Origin of the sequence: Streptomyces sp. NPDC006296 (assembly GCF_040613235.1) — a bacterium.
Taxonomy (GTDB): domain Bacteria; phylum Actinomycetota; class Actinomycetes; order Streptomycetales; family Streptomycetaceae; genus Streptomyces.
Genome location: NZ_JBEXRT010000009.1, coordinates 29,044 through 44,845, shown reverse-complemented (window position 1 = coordinate 44,845; position 15,802 = coordinate 29,044). Strand labels below are relative to the sequence as shown.

At 71.9% G+C, this 15,802-nt stretch carries 15 protein-coding genes and 1 pseudogene; 7 read left to right on the top strand and 9 right to left on the bottom strand.

Annotation, left to right across the window (positions count from 1 at the left end):
* Positions 1–21: 21 nt before the first annotated feature.
* From ABZ172_RS08735 to ABZ172_RS08725, 3 genes are all read left to right on the top strand, one after another.
* Complete coding sequence (locus ABZ172_RS08735; protein ID WP_356881637.1) at positions 22–729, top strand: DUF3159 domain-containing protein; 708 nt, start codon at positions 22–24, stop codon at positions 727–729.
* Positions 726–2,027, top strand: a complete 1,302-nt coding sequence (locus ABZ172_RS08730) for an alkyl sulfatase dimerization domain-containing protein (RefSeq protein ID WP_356881635.1) — start codon at positions 726–728, stop codon at positions 2,025–2,027. The genes ABZ172_RS08735 and ABZ172_RS08730 overlap by 4 nt, the downstream gene beginning before the upstream one ends.
* A gap of 230 nt (positions 2,028–2,257) precedes the next feature.
* Entirely contained in the window at positions 2,258–3,529 is a 1,272-nt protein-coding gene (locus ABZ172_RS08725; RefSeq protein WP_356881632.1) for a hypothetical protein, read from the top strand.
* A gap of 115 nt (positions 3,530–3,644) precedes the next feature.
* Here ABZ172_RS08725 and ABZ172_RS08720 read toward each other — a convergent pair whose 3' ends face one another.
* The 4 genes and pseudogenes from ABZ172_RS08720 to ABZ172_RS08705 form a co-directional block, all read right to left on the bottom strand.
* Positions 3,645–4,304 carry a response regulator transcription factor gene (locus ABZ172_RS08720; RefSeq protein ID WP_356881629.1) on the bottom strand — a complete coding sequence of 220 codons (660 nt, stop codon included), beginning with the start codon at positions 4,302–4,304 and terminating at the stop codon, positions 3,645–3,647.
* Entirely contained in the window at positions 4,301–5,395 is a 1,095-nt protein-coding gene (locus ABZ172_RS08715) for a histidine kinase (protein ID WP_356881841.1), read from the bottom strand. Before ABZ172_RS08715 ends, ABZ172_RS08720 begins: the two co-directional genes overlap by 4 nt.
* 68 nt (positions 5,396–5,463) lie before the next feature.
* Positions 5,464–6,298, bottom strand: a pseudogene (locus tag ABZ172_RS08710) (type II CAAX endopeptidase family protein).
* A 416-nt stretch (positions 6,299–6,714) separates the two neighbouring features.
* Positions 6,715–8,133, bottom strand: coding sequence for an ATP-binding protein (locus tag ABZ172_RS08705; protein ID WP_356881627.1), 1,419 nt, complete (start codon positions 8,131–8,133; stop codon positions 6,715–6,717).
* A 414-nt stretch (positions 8,134–8,547) separates the two neighbouring features.
* Between ABZ172_RS08705 and ABZ172_RS08700 the strand changes: the two genes are divergently transcribed.
* The gene (locus ABZ172_RS08700; RefSeq protein WP_356881625.1) at positions 8,548–8,823 is read left to right on the top strand and encodes a hypothetical protein; all 276 of its coding nucleotides are present in this window, start codon (positions 8,548–8,550) and stop codon (positions 8,821–8,823) included.
* Entirely contained in the window at positions 8,820–9,227 is a 408-nt protein-coding gene (locus ABZ172_RS08695; RefSeq protein ID WP_356881622.1) for a PIN domain-containing protein, read from the top strand. Before ABZ172_RS08700 ends, ABZ172_RS08695 begins: the two co-directional genes overlap by 4 nt.
* 132 nt (positions 9,228–9,359) lie before the next feature.
* Here ABZ172_RS08695 and ABZ172_RS08690 read toward each other — a convergent pair whose 3' ends face one another.
* The 3 genes from ABZ172_RS08690 to ychF form a co-directional block, all read right to left on the bottom strand.
* Complete coding sequence (locus ABZ172_RS08690; RefSeq protein ID WP_356881620.1) at positions 9,360–9,776, bottom strand: PIN domain nuclease; 417 nt, start codon at positions 9,774–9,776, stop codon at positions 9,360–9,362.
* A complete protein-coding gene (locus tag ABZ172_RS08685) occupies positions 9,773–10,024 on the bottom strand; it encodes a type II toxin-antitoxin system VapB family antitoxin (protein WP_356881618.1) in 252 nt (83 codons plus the stop codon). The genes ABZ172_RS08690 and ABZ172_RS08685 overlap by 4 nt, the downstream gene beginning before the upstream one ends.
* 527 nt (positions 10,025–10,551) lie before the next feature.
* On the bottom strand, positions 10,552–11,640 hold the full coding sequence (ychF, locus tag ABZ172_RS08680) for a redox-regulated ATPase YchF (protein ID WP_356881616.1): 1,089 nt from the start codon (positions 11,638–11,640) through the stop codon (positions 10,552–10,554).
* Between the two features lie 230 nt (positions 11,641–11,870).
* Here ychF and ABZ172_RS08675 point away from each other — a divergent pair, with 230 nt between their 5' ends.
* On the top strand, positions 11,871–12,476 hold the full coding sequence (locus ABZ172_RS08675; protein ID WP_356881614.1) for a DUF6542 domain-containing protein: 606 nt from the start codon (positions 11,871–11,873) through the stop codon (positions 12,474–12,476).
* Between the two features lie 3 nt (positions 12,477–12,479).
* Here the strand turns inward: ABZ172_RS08675 and ppgK are convergent, their stop codons facing one another.
* The gene (gene ppgK / locus ABZ172_RS08670; protein ID WP_356881612.1) at positions 12,480–13,217 is read right to left on the bottom strand and encodes a polyphosphate--glucose phosphotransferase; all 738 of its coding nucleotides are present in this window, start codon (positions 13,215–13,217) and stop codon (positions 12,480–12,482) included.
* 87 nt (positions 13,218–13,304) lie between these two features.
* A complete protein-coding gene (locus ABZ172_RS08665) occupies positions 13,305–14,336 on the bottom strand; it encodes a 4-hydroxy-3-methylbut-2-enyl diphosphate reductase (protein WP_356881610.1) in 1,032 nt (343 codons plus the stop codon).
* 88 nt (positions 14,337–14,424) lie between these two features.
* On the opposite strand from ABZ172_RS08665, the gene ABZ172_RS08660 reads away from it, so the two are divergent.
* Positions 14,425–15,774: an APC family permease gene (locus ABZ172_RS08660; protein WP_356881608.1), complete on the top strand. Its 1,350-nt coding sequence runs from the start codon at positions 14,425–14,427 to the stop codon at positions 15,772–15,774.
* The last annotated feature ends 28 nt before the right edge of the window (positions 15,775–15,802 follow it).

The following is a 15,802-nucleotide window of genomic DNA, read 5'->3' as shown; positions in this document are numbered from 1 at the left end:
AGACGACGACTGGAGAACGCGATGGCCGAACCCGACGACGGCACACGGACCCCGGCACCGGGACCACCGCGCCGCGCGGCCGACGTGGCACGGCACGTGATCGACGGACTGGCGGCGCCGCTGGCCTTCCTGGTCGTCGAGTCCCGCCGGGGCCCCGAGTGGGGAGCGGTCGTGGCGCTGCTGGTGGCGCTGGTGATCGCCGCGCTCCGCCGGCACCGCGGTGACCCGCTGGTCGTCGTCACGGTATCGACGTCGATCGTGGCGTTCCACAGCGTGAGCGCCATCGCGTTCGGCGAGGGCCGGGCGTTCTACTTCCCGGAACTCGTCGTCAACGCCGCCGGTCTGGCGGTGTGCGCCGGTTCCCTGCTGATCGGGCGCCCGGTCACCGAGACGGTGTGCCGCCGCATCGGCGTGGAGCCGGCGTCGACGCTCGGTACGCGTGCGGCCCGCCGCCGCCACCGCCTCCTGACGGCCGTCTGGTCGGTGCTGTGGGTGAGCCACCTCGTGCCGCTCGTCCTGCTCTACGCACGGGACTCGGTCGTCGGGCTCACCCTGATCAGCGCCCTTTTCACCAAGCCGACGCTGCTGGCGACGGCCGCCCTCACCCTGCTGGTCGTACGCCGCGCCGTGCGCCGCACGGCCGTCCGGGCAGCCTCGCCGGCCGGCCCTGGCCCGGCTGCCGGACCCCCGCTCGACCGCCTCGCACTCGACCGGAAGGAATCCTCATGACGCACTCGATCCTCCAGCTGGCCGCCCGTACGTGGGACGGGGACGGCGAACCGGCCTCGCTGGTCGAACCCGCCACGACCGGCGCGGAGGAGGTCGCCGACGGGGTGCTCATGGTGCCCGGGTTCAGCCACGCCTTCGCCCTGCGGCACGCGGACGGCCTCGTCCTCTTCGACACCGGCGCGAAGCTGTTCGCCGACCGGCTCCACCGGCAGGTCACGGCCTGGGACGCCCGGCCGGTCACCCACGCCGTCTACTCGCACGGCCACGTCGACCACGTCGGCGGCCTCGCACCCTTCGACGCGGACGCCGACGCCGCGGGCCGGGAGCGCCCGGCGGTGGTCGCGCACGAGAACGTGCTCGCCCGCTTCCGGCGGTACGCCGACACCCAGGGCTACAACACGGCCGTCAACCGCCGCCAGTTCCGCATCCCGGACCTGGTCTGGCCCGCAGAGTTCCGCCGGCCGGACGTCACCTTCGCCGCCACCCACGTGGTGGAGACCGGAGGGCTGCGGCTCGAACTGACCCATCACCGCGGCGAGACCGACGACCACGCGGTCGGCTGGCTGCCGGAGCAGCGGATCCTCTTCCCCGGCGACCTCTTCCTGGGGGTGGCGCCGAACGCCGGGAACCCGCAGAAGGTGCAGCGCTACCCCGTCGAGTGGGCCGCCGCGCTGCGGTGGATGGCCTCGCTCGGTGCGGAGCTGATGCTGGGCAGCCACGGCCTTCCGGTCGTCGGAGCCGACCGCGTGCGCGAGGCCCTGGAGAACACCGCCCGCTACCTGGAGAGCCTGGTCGAGCAGACGACGGCCTGTCTGAACGAGGGGGCGACGCTGGACCGGACCCTGCACAGCGTGCGGGTGCCGGACGACCTGGCCGGGCTGCACTACCTGCAACCCCTCTACGACGAGCCGGAGTTCATCGTCCGCAACGTCTGGCGCCAGTTCGCCGGGTGGTACGACGGCAATCCCGCGCACCTCAAGCCCGCCACCGACCGCGCGCTGGCCACCGAGCTCGCCGCGCTGAGCGGCGGCGCCCGGACGCTCGCCGCACGCGCACGGGAACTGGCCCACGCCGGCTCCCACCGCCTGGCCTGCCATCTCGCCCAGTTCGCCGGGGACGCGGCCCCCGGCGACAGCGAGGTGCACACCGCGCGGGCCGAGGTCTACGCGCTCCGCGCCGCCCAGGAGCGCAGCACCATGTCGACGGGCATCTTCAGCTGGGCGGAGGCCGAGTCACGGGGGGTGCTGGCCGGTACCGACGCCATGACCGAGCTGGTCCCGGCGAAGCCGGCGCACTGAGGCCCCGGACCGGGTGGTTCGCCCGGAGGAGGCACCGGGCCGCCCCGGTCGTGGGATTCGCCCGGAGGAGGCAGCGGGCCCCGCCCCGGTCGTGGGGTTCACCCGGAGGACGCACCGGGGCCCGGTCGTGTGGTTCGCTCGGACGGCACACCGGGTCCGGGGCACCGGGTCCGGGCCAGGCACGACCGGGAACGCGCGGGCACGCCGATTCCCCTCGGGACGGACGTACGGTGACGGATCGCAGTGAGCAGGATGCCGGGCACGGGCGCCCCCGCGGCCCCGGCCGCCGGCGGGTCCTCGGGCTCGCCGGGGGCGCCGCGCTGCTGGCCGCGGGGTGCGGCCCGGACGGGTCCGCGGACCCGGGAGGCGGCGGTGGCGCCGGGGGGCCGGACGAGAGGAGCGGGCCGGATTCCGGGCCCCCGGCGCCCGAGGGCGCGCTCGGCGCGAACTTCAACGAGGAGCCGCGCGGCACCACCGCCGCGGTGCTGGACGACCTGGGCACCCGGTGGGTGCGCGGCTTCGTCCCGATGCCGGAGCTGGACGCCGTGGAAGCACCGCGGCAGGCCGCCGTCAGGACGCTCCTGTCGTTCGCGGGGTCCGGCTACGGCACGGTGCTGTTGCTGAAGTTCCCGTACCGGGACAGGCCGCTCCCCCGGCCGGGCACGAGCGCCATGGACGCCGAACTCGGGCGGCTGAAGCGGCTCCTGGACGCCGTACTGGGAAAGATCGACATCCTGGTCATCGGCAACGAGCCGTTCCTGGAGACGCGGCCGGAGGACCGTTCCGCGCTCCTGAACCCGTTCTACCGGGCCGTGGCCGACCAGGTGATCGCCGAGCGCGGGAGGCGCTGCGGGTCCGGCTGCCGCACACGGCTGTACATGGGGGCGCTCAACCGCCTCGACGACCCGGCCCGGCGCACCCCCGCCGTCGACGCCTGGCTGGCCCATGTCAGGGCCACTCCCGAGCTGGACGGCGTGGACATCCACCCGCACGTGAAGTCGGTCGACGGTGCCACGGCGTTCACGGACTACGTACTGCCCCGGATCCGTCCCGAACAGCGCTTCCTGGCGACGGAGTTCTCCCTGGTGCACTGGTGGGGCGCGCACTGGCGCGACCGGGTGCCCGCCGTCTGGGCGGACCGCTACGGGGTGCCCGCCGGCACCACGGTGTGGCAGGCGGCTCGGGACGCCGCCGCGGCTCCCGTGCCGCAGCGGCAGTGGCGCGACCTGCTGATGAGCAGCCCGTGGTTCACCGGGCGGCAGGACTTCCTGACCGAGCAGGTGGGGCGGTTCCGCGCCACCGGCCGGCTGGCGGTGGCGGCGTACGGCTCGGTCCAGCAGCCCCCCATGGTCCGCGACATCGGGCCGGACAAGACGCCGTGGCTGATGAACAGCCTGCACACCAACCTCGTGGCCCGGCCGTCGGCGGACGCCGGCATGGCCCGGCACCCGGTGTTCTTCGACGCGTTCCGGGCCCTCCAGGCCCCGTCCGGACGGTCCTGACGAGCGGGGCCGCGCGCGTGCCGCCGCCCGTCGCCGCTGGGGCGGCCCGCACCTGGTCCGGACGCCGCGGCAGCCCTTCCGTCAGGTCGCCAGGCCGTGGCGGGCGGTCCTTCCGTCAGGTCACCAGGCCGTGGCGGTAGGCGTGGACGACCGCCTGGACCCGGTCGCGGAGGCCGAGTTTGGCGAGGATGCGGGACACGAAGGTCTTGACGGTCTCCTGGCTCAGCACGAGGGCCGCGGCGATCTCCTTGTTGGAGAGGCCGTCCTCGATGAGGCGGAGGACCTCCAGTTCGCGGGGGGTCAGCGGGGTGTCGGGCGGGGTGCCGTCGGCGGGCCGGATCCGGGCGGCGTAGCGGCCCACGAGCTGCCGGGTCACCTCGGGGTCCAGCAGGGCCGCGCCGGTGGCCACGGTGCGGATCCCGAGCAGCAGGTGGGAGGGCGGGGCGTCCTTGAGCAGGAATCCGCTGGCCCCCGCGCGCAGCGCCTCGTAGACGTACTCGTCCAGGTTGAACGTCGTGACGACGAGCACCTTGACCGGATTCCGCACCCCGGCGCCGGCGATCCGGCGGGTGGCCTCGATGCCGTCCAGCACCGGCATGCGCACGTCCATCACCACGACGTCCGGACGCAGCCGTTCGACGAGCTCGACCGCGGCCTGCCCGTCACCGCACTCGCCCGCCACCTCCAGGTCGGGCTGGGCGTCGATGATCGTCACCAGGCCGGTGCGGACCAGCAGTTGGTCGTCGCAGACCAGGACGCGCACGGGCTCGGTCATACCGCGCTCCCGTCGGGTATCCGGGCGGTCACGGCGAAGCCGCCGCCCGGCCGCGGGGACGCGCTGAACGCGCCGCCGAGGACGTCGACCCGTTCGCGGAGCCCGGCCAGGCCGCGTCCGCTCCCTCCGGGGGAGGCGCCCGACGTGCCCGGACCGTCCGTGACGACCTCCACCGCGATCTCCCTTCCGCCGTGCCGCACCCGGACCGATGTGGGGCTGCCGTGCGCGTGCTTGAGTGCGTTGGTCAGGGCCTCCTGCACGATCCGGTAGGCCACCAGGTCGGCGCTGCCGGTCGCGGCGGCGGGGGTGCCCTCCTCGGTGAACTCCACCGGCTGCCCCGCCCCGCGGGTCTGCTCGACGAGGGTGAGCAGCCTGCCCACGGGCGGCGTCCTCGCCTCGGTGGCGGCGCCGGTGCCGTGGTCGGGGTTGAGCAGGTCGAGCAGGTGCCGCAGGTCGGTGATGGCGCGCCGGCCGGTGTCGGTGACGGCGGTGAGGCTCTGGTCGAGGCGGTCGGGCGCGGCGGTCAGATAGCGGGCCGCCTCGGCCTGCACGACCATCGCCGTGACGTGGTGGGTGACCATGTCGTGGAGCTCCCGGGCGATGCGCGAGCGTTCGGCGGCGAGGGTCTCCTCGGCGACGCGGCGGCGGCGCTCGGCCTCCGCGAACCGGTTGGCGCGCAGCCACACCCCGATGCCCCAGGCCAGGGTCAGCGCCAGGTAGAACGTCACGAACTCGATCAGCGGATCCCCCGTACCGAGCCGGTACAGCGCGACCGACAGCGCTGCGTACGCCGCGGAGAGGAGGAGCACGGTGGTGCGCCGCCGGCTCTCCAGCCGGGATCCGACGGTCAGCAGTGCGATCGGCAGCGCGCTGCCCGCGAAGGAGTGGTAGCCGCGGAGCTGGTCGACGGCGAAGCCGACCGACACCAGGGCGAGGCAGAGCACCGGCCACCGGCGGGCGACCAGCAGGGGAAGGGACTCCAGGACGACCGCGACGACGGCCAGGGCGTCGAAGGAGCGGTCCGGCACACTGCCGAACACCGTCCCCTGGGTGTGCAGCGCCGGTACGAACGACGCGGTCAGCAGCAGCAGACCGAGCGCGGGGTACCCGACCGCGGGCCCGGCCCGCCGCCATCGCTCCGGGACCCGACGAGGAGTGATCACCGGGCGATTGCAGGAGTCACGTCCGCGCGACCCGCACGCCGGCGGGGCACCAGGAGGCCGCGGCGGTGCGCCAGCCGCAGGAACGCGAGGGTCACCAGCACGCCGAACAGCACCGCATACACACTGCCCTCGGGGCCGAACTCGCCGCCGGTGATGAGCACCGGCCCCGACGTGGTGGCGTCCAGGAGCCCCTCCGAGGCGCCGTTGCCCGAGACCTCGGTACTGAAGACACCCGCCGCGGCGAAGTTCCAGCCGAAGTGCAGCCCGATGGGCAGCCACAGGGAGCGGGTGGCGAGGTAGGCGCCGGTCAGCATGCCGCCGGCCTCGACCGCGACGGCGGCGGCGCCCAGCACGCTCGCGTTCGGGTTGAGCAGGTGGGACGCGCCGAACAGGACACTGGTCAGCACCAGGGCGATCCAGGTGCCGGTGCGCTGCTCGATGATCCGGAACAGGACCCCCCCGGAACATCACCTCCTCGGTCACCGCGGCGGCGGCCATGAAGCCGACGAACCCGACGGCGCCGGTCACCGAGCCCGTGCCCTCGACGTCGTAGTACCCGGAGGCGAACAGGTTCGTCATGACGGCCGCGAACAGCGCGACGCCGATGAGCGTCCCCCGGCCGAGGGCGGGACCGGCGCCCTCCCGGGCCAGCTCGGTCACCGGACGGCGCTCCGTCCGTCCGACCACCCAGCGGTAGACCGCCATCGAGGCGGCGGCCGTCAGGAGACCGACGAGCAGCGTGAGCCAGGGGTTCCCGTCCACGGCCGCGATGCCCTGACCGCCGACGAACGCGATCGCCATGACGGCAGCCAGCTGCCCCACCAGTCTCATGAATCCTCCTCCGAAGGGTCCGCGGCCGGTGCGCCGCGACTGCTTCGAACCTAGGGATCGGGCGGCGGTAGATCGTCACCACCCGGAGGACACCTGCGCGTAGCTCGCACGGGGGACAACACCCGCACGGCAGCCCTTTCCAGCCACCCGGACACGGGCATCCGAGGCCACGTCGCACGGGGTGCGGGGTGCGGGGTGCGGTGCGAGGCGCGGTGCGGGGGATCGGCGGAGGACGGGGCCGGCTGGGCCGGGACCGTACGGCTGGCTGGCTGGCTGGGCCGAACTCGGCGTGCGGGCGGATCCGCCGACGTACAGACCGAGCGGACCACGGACCGGGGCCGTGAACCTCTCCGCGACCTCCGCGGCCGGATCGCGGAAGAGTTCACCGGTTCCCGTACCCGCTCGCCCTTCGGCCCTCAGAGCGGCCAAGCGGTCAGCAGGTCCTCGGGGCCGTAGGCCGCGTCGAGCCCGGGGCAGTCGACACCGCTGCGCGAGACCGCCACGACGGGAACGGGTCCGTCGGTGAGGGCGGCACGGTGGCGGTGGAGAGCCGCCAGGTCGTGCCGGTCGAAGGGAGACCGCTCCAGCCACTTGATCGAGCCGACGAAGAACAGCTCCTTGGCGACGGGTGCGCGGTCCGCCCCCACGAGGTCGATCTCGACGTCGTTGGTGCGGGTCCAGTAGCCGCCCACCGCGGGGGCCGCGGGCAGCCGGTCGTCGGGCAGCAGCCGCGCCAGGGCCTCACGGACGACCGGCTCGACCGCTCGTCCGCGCCAGCTGGTCCAGTTCTCCCGGACCCGCGCCAACGTCAGATCACCCCGCCCGCGCTCGATCTCCTGGATGGACGGCCCGATCAGGTGCAGCCAGAACCGCAGGTAGGGATCGGTGACCCGGTAACGGCGGTCCTTCGACGGACGCAGCGACACGGGCAGCTCCCCGGCGACGATCCGCTTGTCCATGAGCAGCTCCAGCGCTCGCTGCAGCGGCGTGGCTCCGATCCCGCCGGCCGCACGGGCGATGTTGGTGAAGGTCCGCTCCCCACTGCCGATGGCCGCCAGCACCGTACGAGCCTGGGCCTGTGGGGGAAATTCGGCAGCCAGCGAACGTTCGGCCGACACCAGCAGGGCCGAGACCGGATCGGTCAGCGCCTCACCGAGGAAGTCCCACAGCCCCGCCCCCCGCGGCCACTCCGCACAGATCAGCGGCAGCCCGCCGGTGACCAGCGCCGCGTCGAAGGCGTCGGCCGGATCCAGCCCGAGCATCCGCCCCACCTCGGCGGGGTTCAGCGGCCCGAGCACCATCTCCCGGCCGCGCTGGTGGAAGGGGCGCCCGTAGCTGTTCAGTGCCTCCATCATCGACAGATCGGACCCGATGAGAACGAGCAGCACCGGCTTGGCCTCCAGCACCCGGTCCCAGGCCCGCTGCAGCATTCCCTCGAAGGCCCCGTCGGCGTCCATCAGGTACGGCACCTCGTCGACGACCAGCACGCTCGCCCGGTCGGCCGGCAGTGCCGCGGCCAGCACATCGAACGCGGCGTCCCAGTTCTCCGGCCGCGCGGAGGCCACCAGCCCCGCCAGCGGCAGCGTCGACGCCTGAGCGTCCCGGGCCAGCCGCGCCAGGTCGTCCCGGGGGGACGCGCCGGTCGCCGCGTAGAACAAGAACGGCGCCCCGGAACGCTCCGCGAACCGCTCCACCAGCCGCGACTTGCCCACCCGGCGCCGCCCCCGCAGCATCACGCACCGACCGGGCCGCTCCCCACCGACCCCTGCCGCCACCTTCCGCAGCTCCCGCTCCAGCGTCGCCAGCTCCGGGCGACGGCCCACGAAGTCCACCATGCTCACCGACCTCCTGGCATGACACTAACATCGATGTCAGTAACATCGACATTAGCTTGCTGACCGAGGAAGAGTGGGCCCACACGGCACGCGCAGCCGAAACGAAGGAGACCCGCGAGCGCATGACACGGCCACCACCCGATCGGACTCGACGGTCCCGACCGCCTCTGACGTGCACGTTCGGTCCCGCTCCTCACCTGCAGCGACCACACGGCCACACCCTGCCCGCAAACTCCACCAGAACCGCTCCGACCTGCGGTTGCGCGAGCGCGCCCCGGCACCGCCCCCGTACGGGATTCACCGCACAGCACAAGAAGGTCCGGAAGCGCCAGGACTGCGTATCAAGGCCCGCCCCGGACACAGGCCGCGCAGCACTCCAGACGTTGTAATAGTTTCAGTACTAGACTTGCACCCATGACGTCACCCCGCCCTGGCGGCACGGAGAACATCTCCGTGTCGATGCCCGCCGAACTCCTCGGCGCTCTGCGCACCCGTACCGGAAAGCGCGGCGTGTCCGCGTACGTGACGGCGGCGGTCCGGCATCAGCTCGCCATGGACGGCCTCGCCGAGATCGTGGCCGCCTACGAAGCCGAGCACGAGTCGCTGAGCGAGGCCGAGGTTCAGGCCGCGCAGAGCGAACTGTTCGGCGACGCACCGGCGCCCTACGCGTCGAACGACAGCGCCGCATGAAGGAGCCCTCGGCCAGGTCCCTGGTGCTCGACTCCCAGGCACTGTCGCTGCTGCTGCGTAACGATCGCCTGATGATCACCCGGATCGAGGCTGCTCGACGCGTGGGCGTACCCGTCCTCGTGTCCGCCCTGACGGTGGTGGAAGCCGTCCACGGGAAGACGAATACCGCCCGCCTGCGCTGGCTGCTCTCCCGCCTTCAGGTCCAGGACGTCACCCAGGCCGACAGCCTCACCGCGGTGCAGCTGCTGAGCGACGCCGGCGGCCTGCACGGCCACACGTACGCCATCGACGCCCTTGTCGCCGCGATGGCGCTCCGCTCCCCGACCCCCGTCCTCGTACTGACCTCGGACCGCGACGACTGGTCGAAACTGTGCGGCGACCGAGTACAGATCAAGGAGGTCTGACCTCGGGGACCGCTCAGGTGCCCGCCTGCCGATCGACTGCTGCTTCGTAGAAAGCATCCGCAAGAGCAACGACAAGCACACCACGGGAGGTTCGGCTTCCCGCAGACAGGACGCCGGCGTGTGACTGCGAGATCAATCAGCGGTGCCGGGCTCCACGACCCACTCGGCTTGCACCCCGCTCACCGAGGCGATCATGTCGAAGTCGCCGTCGTAGTGGAGGACCGTGGCCCCATGCCGTTCCGCGGTTGCCGCGATGAGGACGTCGGCCAGCGAGAGCGCCCGGTGAAAGCCGGCGTTCAGCGCCAGCGCCTGGATCGCGAGCGCCTGCTCGAACTCCTCGTCGTTGCAGGGCACGTAGTCGAAACCACGGAGCAGGGTACGCAGGCGCAGTGCCTCGGGCTTTCCACGCGCCGAGTACAGAACCTCATACTCGGTCGGGGCGCACACTGCCAGGAGTCCATCGCGGTCCAGTACATCCAGCCGCGCCCGCACTGCCGGTCTGCCCCGGCGGGCCAGCGCGGACTTGTCGATGAGGTAGCGCCCTTTCACGCCGCCGAAGCCCCGTCTTCGCGCTTGAGCGAGCCGTCCGGGTTCCGCGGCCCCGTCTGCGACCGGATCTCCGCAAACACGTCATCAAACTCACCCTCGTCAATGGCATCGAACAGCTCCCGGCGCAGCCGCAGCCTCACCCCCTCCTCCATGGCCGCCCGCACTGCGGCGGCCTTCGTCCTCGCCCCGTACACACGCATCGCCTGCTCGACGATCTCCTCGTCCAGATCGATCACGGTCCTGGCCATCACTTGTCCCCTTCACAGCTCGACGCTCCAACAACGATATCAATTGAGAGTAAGAAATGGCATCAAAATGCTGGAGCACGTCGCGGATGCCTCGATCAGAGCCGGGAGCACGACCTGGACTGGTTGATCAGCTTTCCGATCGGCGAGCAACCCTGGACGAGCCCCTGTACGAACTCCCTGACCCGGTACTCGGCGAGCGAATCGACGCCATGTCGCAGGAGCGGCCACTCCGCAAGACATGGGAAGCCGGCAAGAACGAACCCGGGCACGGCAGGCTGCGCCCCCGCGACGATCGGCTCGTAGTCTCGGGAAGCCCCATCAGAGTGGGACCTGGCACCGGAGGCGCATCCGCGTCCCGGTGCAAACCCAGCACGGTACGGATGACCAGGGATGACGGCAGGTGATGAGGGGTCAGCCATCCCAGCACCATCCCCGCACGGGAAAACGCAAAGGGCCCGACCCCGAAGAGTCGGACCCCCTCTGACCTGCACGTTTTCGAGATCAGTGACGTGGCGATGTGTCAGCCGCTACACGTTGAAGCGGAACTCCACCACATCGCCGTCCTGCATCACGTAGTCCTTGCCCTCCATGCGCGCCTTGCCCTTGGCGCGGGCCTCGGCGACGGAGCCCGTCTCGACGAGGTCGTCGAAGGAGACGATCTCGGCCTTGATGAAGCCCTTCTGGAAGTCGGTGTGGATCACACCGGCCGCCTCCGGGGCCGTGGCGCCCTTCTTGATCGTCCAGGCGCGGGCTTCCTTCGGACCTGCCGTGAGGTAGGTCTGGAGGCCCAGGGTGTCGAAGCCGACGCGGCCGAGGGTGGCCAGGCCGGGCTCTTCCTGGCCCATCGACTGGAGGAGCTCCAGGGCCTCGTCGTCGTCGAGCTCGATGAGCTCGGACTCGATCTTGGCGTTGAGGAAGATCGCCTCGGCCGGGGCGACCAGGGCGCGCTGCTCGTTCTTGAAGTCCTCGTCGACGAGCTCGTCCTCGTCGACGTTGAAGACGTAGAGGAAGGGCTTCGTCGTGAGCAGGTGCAGCTCGTGGAGGAGGCGGCCCTTCTCGGTGCCGGCCGTGATGCCCTGCGAGAAGAGGGTGTCGCCCGCCTCCAGGATCTTCTGGGCCTCCTCGACCGCGGCCAGGACGGCGACCTTGTCCTTCTGGAGGCGGGACTCCTTCGTCAGGCGCGGGACGGCCTTCTCGACGGACTGGAGGTCGGCCAGGATCAGCTCGGTGTTGATCGTCTCGATGTCGTCCTTGGGCGAGACCTTGCCGTCGACGTGGACGACGTTCTCGTCCTTGAAGGCGCGGATGACCTGGCAGATCGCGTCGGACTCGCGGATGTTCGCGAGGAACTTGTTGCCCAGTCCCTCGCCCTCGCTGGCGCCGCGCACGATGCCCGCGATGTCGACGAAGTCGACGGTGGCGGGGAGCAGCTTCTGCGAGCTGAAGATCCCGGCGAGCGTGTCCAGGCGGGGGTCGGGGACGCCCACGACGCCGACGTTCGGCTCGATGGTGGCGAACGGGTAGTTGGCCGCCAGCACGTCGTTCTTGGTCAGGGCGTTGAACAGGGTCGACTTGCCGACATTCGGCAGGCCGACGATTCCGATCGTGAGCGACACTTTGGCGACTTCCTGGAGTGAGGAGAGGGGCTGCGCGGGCGGGCCCGTGGGTGGGCCGATTCTCCAGTTTACGGGCGGGGCCGGGCGGCCCGTCACGGGTGCGGGGACCGGGGCCGGCCGTGGGCCGAACGGTGCGGTTTCGGCCGTGTGGGATCGAACGCAACGCCAAGGTAGGCCAAAGCGCGTGTCCAACCCCCGAAAGAGTGGGTCCGTCGACCTAGGTTGTCGGGGTGGAGCAGCAGAGGACACGTACCCCGCAGCGCAGGCAGCCCCCGCAGGGTCGGCCCGCCCGGTCCGGCGGTCCCGGCGAGGCCCCGTCCGGCACGGTGAAGGTCGCTCCGGCACCGCCGGCGGGCCGTGGACAGGGCCGGGGTCCCCGGCCCGGCGGTGTCCCGCCCGTGGTCATGGCGCTGCGCAGATTCCCCGACCCCCGGCTGACGGGCGTCGGCGCCGGGCTCTTCGCGGCTCTGGCCATGTTCCTGCTGGCCTGCCTGGACCGGCTGCTCCTCGGCGGTTCGGAGGTCGTGTACGGGGTGCTGTTCCTGCCCGTCAGCGCCCTGACCGCGCTCTGGGTGCGGCCCGCCGACCTGGTGACCGCCCCGATCATCGTGCCCATCGCGTTCGCGATCGGGGTGATTCCCGTGGCCGGGGGCACCGGGGGCTTCGGCGGGCAGGCGATGGCCGTGGTGACCGCGCTCGCCGTGCACGCCGGCTGGCTGTACGGGGGCACTCTGGTCGCGGGGCTCATCGCGTCCGTGCGGAAGATCCGGCTCATGCGGGAGCGGCAGCGGCACCTGGCCAGGGCCGACCGGGGCGACCGCCGCCCCCGCGCGTAGGACCTACCGGCCGGCGGCCGCCATGGCCGCTCCGACGATGCCCGCGTTGTTCTGCAGCTGGGCCGGGACCATCTCGGCGCGCACGTGTTCGATGTGCGGCAGGAACTTCTCCGCCTTGCGGCTGACCCCGCCGCCGATGATGAACAGCTCGGGCGAGAACAGCATCTCCACGTGGACCAGGTACTTCTGCACCCGGTGGGCCCAGTGGGTCCAGCTGAGGTCCTCGTCCTCCTTGGCCTTCGTGGAGGCGCGCTTCTCGGCGTCGTGGCCGTGCAGCTCCAGGTGGCCGAGCTCCGTGTTGGGGACCAGCTGACCGTCGGTGAAGACCGCGCTGCCGATGCCCGTGCCGAGGGTCAGCACGATCACCGTGCCCTTGCGGTCACGGCCCGCGCCGAAGGTCATCTCGGCGACCCCCGCGGCGTCGGCGTCGTTGAGGATCGTGACGGGCTGTCCGATGCGCTCGCTCAGCAGCGTGCGGGCGTCCGTGTCGACCCAGCCCTTGTCGACGTTGGCCGCGGTCCTGGTGATGCCGCCGGTGACGACGCCGGGGAAGGTGATGCCGACCGGGCCCTTCCAGTCGAAGTGGCCGACGACCTCGGCCACACCGTCGGCCACGCTCCCGGGCGTGGCCGGGTGGGGTGTCAGTACCTTGTGGCGCTCCCGCGCCAGCTCTCCGCGGTCCAGGTCGACGGGCGCGCCCTTGATCCCTGAACCACCGATGTCCACACCGAAGATCTCCATGTGATCCACGGTACGTGCAGGTGGCGCGGATCACTCCCCCGGCGGAGCGATCCGGTGGAGCGGTCCGGGGAGCGGGCGCGCCCCGGGTCACTCGGCGGCGAGTGCGGCGGCCTCGGCACGGAGGTCGCGCCGGAGCTCCTTGGGCAGCGAGAAGGTGATGGACTCGTCGGCGGTCTTCACGGTCTCCACGTCCGCGTAGCCCCGCTCGGCCAGCCACTCCAGGACCCCGTCGACCAGGACGTCGGGCACCGAGGCACCCGAGGTGAGGCCGACCGTGGTGACGCCCTCCAGCCAGGCCTCGTCGATCTCGGCGGCGAAGTCCACCAGGTGGGCGGCGGGCGCGCCGGCGTCGAGGGCGACCTCGACCATGCGGATCGAGTTGGAGGAGTTCTTCGAGCCGACGACGATGACCAGTTCGGCGTCCTCGGCCAGCTTCTTCACCGCGACCTGGCGGTTCTGCGTGGCGTAGCAGATGTCGTCGCTGGGCGGCGAGAGGAGGTTCGGGAACTTGTTCTTGAGCGCCCCGACGGTCTCCATCGTCTCGTCGACGGAGAGGGTGGTCTGGGAGAGCCAGACGACCTTGGACTCGTCGCGGACCTGGACGTTCGCGACGTCGTCGGGGCCGTCGACCAGGGTGATGTGGTCGGGGGCCTCACCGCTGGTGCCGATGACCTCCTCATGGCCCTCGTGGCCGATCAGGAGGATGTCGTAGTCCTCCTTGGCGTACCGGACGGCTTCCTTGTGGACCTTGGTGACCAGCGGGCAGGTCGCGTCGATCGTGGCGAGCTTGCGCTCGGCGGCCTCCGCGTGGACCGTCGGGGCGACCCCGTGCGCGGAGAACATCACGATGGAGCCCTCGGGCACCTCCGCGGTCACGTCGACGAAGATCGCGCCCTTCTTCTCGAGGGTCTGCACGACGTACTTGTTGTGCACGATCTCGTGGCGGACGTAGACCGGGGCACCATACTGCTCCAGGGCCTTCTCGACGGCGATCACGGCGCGGTCCACGCCCGCGCAGTATCCGCGGGGAGCGGCGAGCAGGACACGGCGGTCGCCACTGCTGCGCGAAGCGTCTCCGCTCGCGGCGGTGGCGGGTGACGGGCTGGGCGTTGCAGTCATGCGTCCCATCGTAAGGCCGTACCGAACAGGCGCCGGATCGGCGGGGTCGGGAGACTGTGGCGTACGCAGATCCAGCGACGGAGGCTCCATGGCGGTCAGCAGCGGCAGCGCGGTCGAGGGAAAGCTTCGGCGCACACTCGGGTTCCGGGACCTGGTGGTCTACGGGCTCCTGTTCATCGCCCCCATGGCCCCGGTCGGGGTGTTCGGCACGCTGGACGCCAAGTCCGACGGGGCCGTGGCGCTGGTGTACCTGGTGGCGACGGTGGTGATGGGCTTCACCGCGTTCAGCTACGCCCAGATGGTCCATGTCGCCCCGCTGGCCGGGTCGGTCTTCGCGTACGCCCGCAAGGGGCTCGGCGAGGGGCCGGGTTTCATCGCGGGCTGGATGGCGATGCTGGACTACCTGCTCATCCCCGCGGTCGCCTACCTGTTCTCGGGGATCGCGATGAACGCGCTGGTCCCCGAGGTGTCCCGCTGGGTGTGGACGGCGATCGCGGTCGTCGTGACGACGCTGCTCAACCTGTGGGGCGTCCGGGCGGCGGCCAGGGTGGGCTTCGCGGTGCTCGCCATGGAGATCGTGGTGCTGCTGGTGTTCGTGGTGTCGGCCGTGGTGGTGCTGGCCAGGGACGGGGCGCAGCGCGGCTGGCTGACGCCGCTCACCGGGGACACCGGGTTCTCTATGACCGCGGTGCTGGGGGCGGTGTCGGTGGCGGTGCTGTCGTACCTGGGCTTCGACGCGATCGCCTCGTTCGCGGAGGAGGTGACGGGGGGCTCGGCGAAGGTGGCGCGGGCGGTGCTGTTCTGCCTGGTGCTCGCCGGGGCGCTGTTCGTCGCCCAGTCGTACCTGGCGGCGCTGCTGGAGCCGGTGAGTTCGGCGGAGCTCGCGGCGGACCCGGTGCAGCAGGGGTCCGCGTTCTACGACACGGTGGACGCCTCGGTCGGGACCTGGCTGCACGACCTGGTGGCCGTGAGCAAGGCGATCGGCGCGGCCTTCGCGGCGCTGGCCGGTCAGGCGGCGGCCGGGCGGCTGGTGTTCGCGATGGCCCGGGAGCGCAGGCTCCCCTCGTTCCTGTCCCGGGTCGACGCCAGGTCCGGGGTGCCGCGTGTGGCGATCATGGGCGCCGCGGTGGTGACGCTGGTCGCGGCGGTGTGGGCGGCCCGGCGGGACGACGGGCTCGACCATCTGGTGTCGGTGGTCGACGTCGGCGCGCTCACCGCCTTCGTGCTGCTGCACGCGTCGGTGGTGGGCTGGTTCGCCGTACGCCGGATGGAGGGTCCGCCCAGCTGGTGGCGCCATGTGCTGATGCCGGTGGTGGGCGCGGCCGTGCTGGTCGCGGTGATCCTGGAGGCGACGACGAGTGCCCAGCTGGTGGGGCTGTGCTGGCTGGGCGTCGGGCTCGTGCTGCTCGCGGTGCAGTGGGGGCGGCGGGCCGCCTGATTGTCCGCCCCGGCCGATACGCTCGCCC

What these genes read in the sequence shown, in the direction of transcription:
- ABZ172_RS08735 (WP_356881637.1), top strand. Translation starts at nt 22, where the DNA reads ATGGCCGAACCCGACGACGGCACACGGACCCCGGCACCGGGACCACCG.
- ABZ172_RS08730 (WP_356881635.1), top strand. Translation starts at nt 726, where the DNA reads ATGACGCACTCGATCCTCCAGCTGGCCGCCCGTACGTGGGACGGGGAC.
- ABZ172_RS08720 (WP_356881629.1), bottom strand. Translation starts at nt 4,304, where the DNA reads ATGACCGAGCCCGTGCGCGTCCTGGTCTGCGACGACCAACTGCTGGTC.
- ABZ172_RS08705 (WP_356881627.1), bottom strand. Translation starts at nt 8,133, where the DNA reads ATGGTGGACTTCGTGGGCCGTCGCCCGGAGCTGGCGACGCTGGAGCGG.
- ABZ172_RS08700 (WP_356881625.1), top strand. Translation starts at nt 8,548, where the DNA reads ATGACGTCACCCCGCCCTGGCGGCACGGAGAACATCTCCGTGTCGATG.
- ABZ172_RS08695 (WP_356881622.1), top strand. Translation starts at nt 8,820, where the DNA reads ATGAAGGAGCCCTCGGCCAGGTCCCTGGTGCTCGACTCCCAGGCACTG.
- ABZ172_RS08685 (WP_356881618.1), bottom strand. Translation starts at nt 10,024, where the DNA reads ATGGCCAGGACCGTGATCGATCTGGACGAGGAGATCGTCGAGCAGGCG.
- ppgK (WP_356881612.1), bottom strand. Translation starts at nt 13,217, where the DNA reads ATGGAGATCTTCGGTGTGGACATCGGTGGTTCAGGGATCAAGGGCGCG.
- ABZ172_RS08665 (WP_356881610.1), bottom strand. Translation starts at nt 14,336, where the DNA reads ATGACTGCAACGCCCAGCCCGTCACCCGCCACCGCCGCGAGCGGAGAC.
- ABZ172_RS08660 (WP_356881608.1), top strand. Translation starts at nt 14,425, where the DNA reads ATGGCGGTCAGCAGCGGCAGCGCGGTCGAGGGAAAGCTTCGGCGCACA.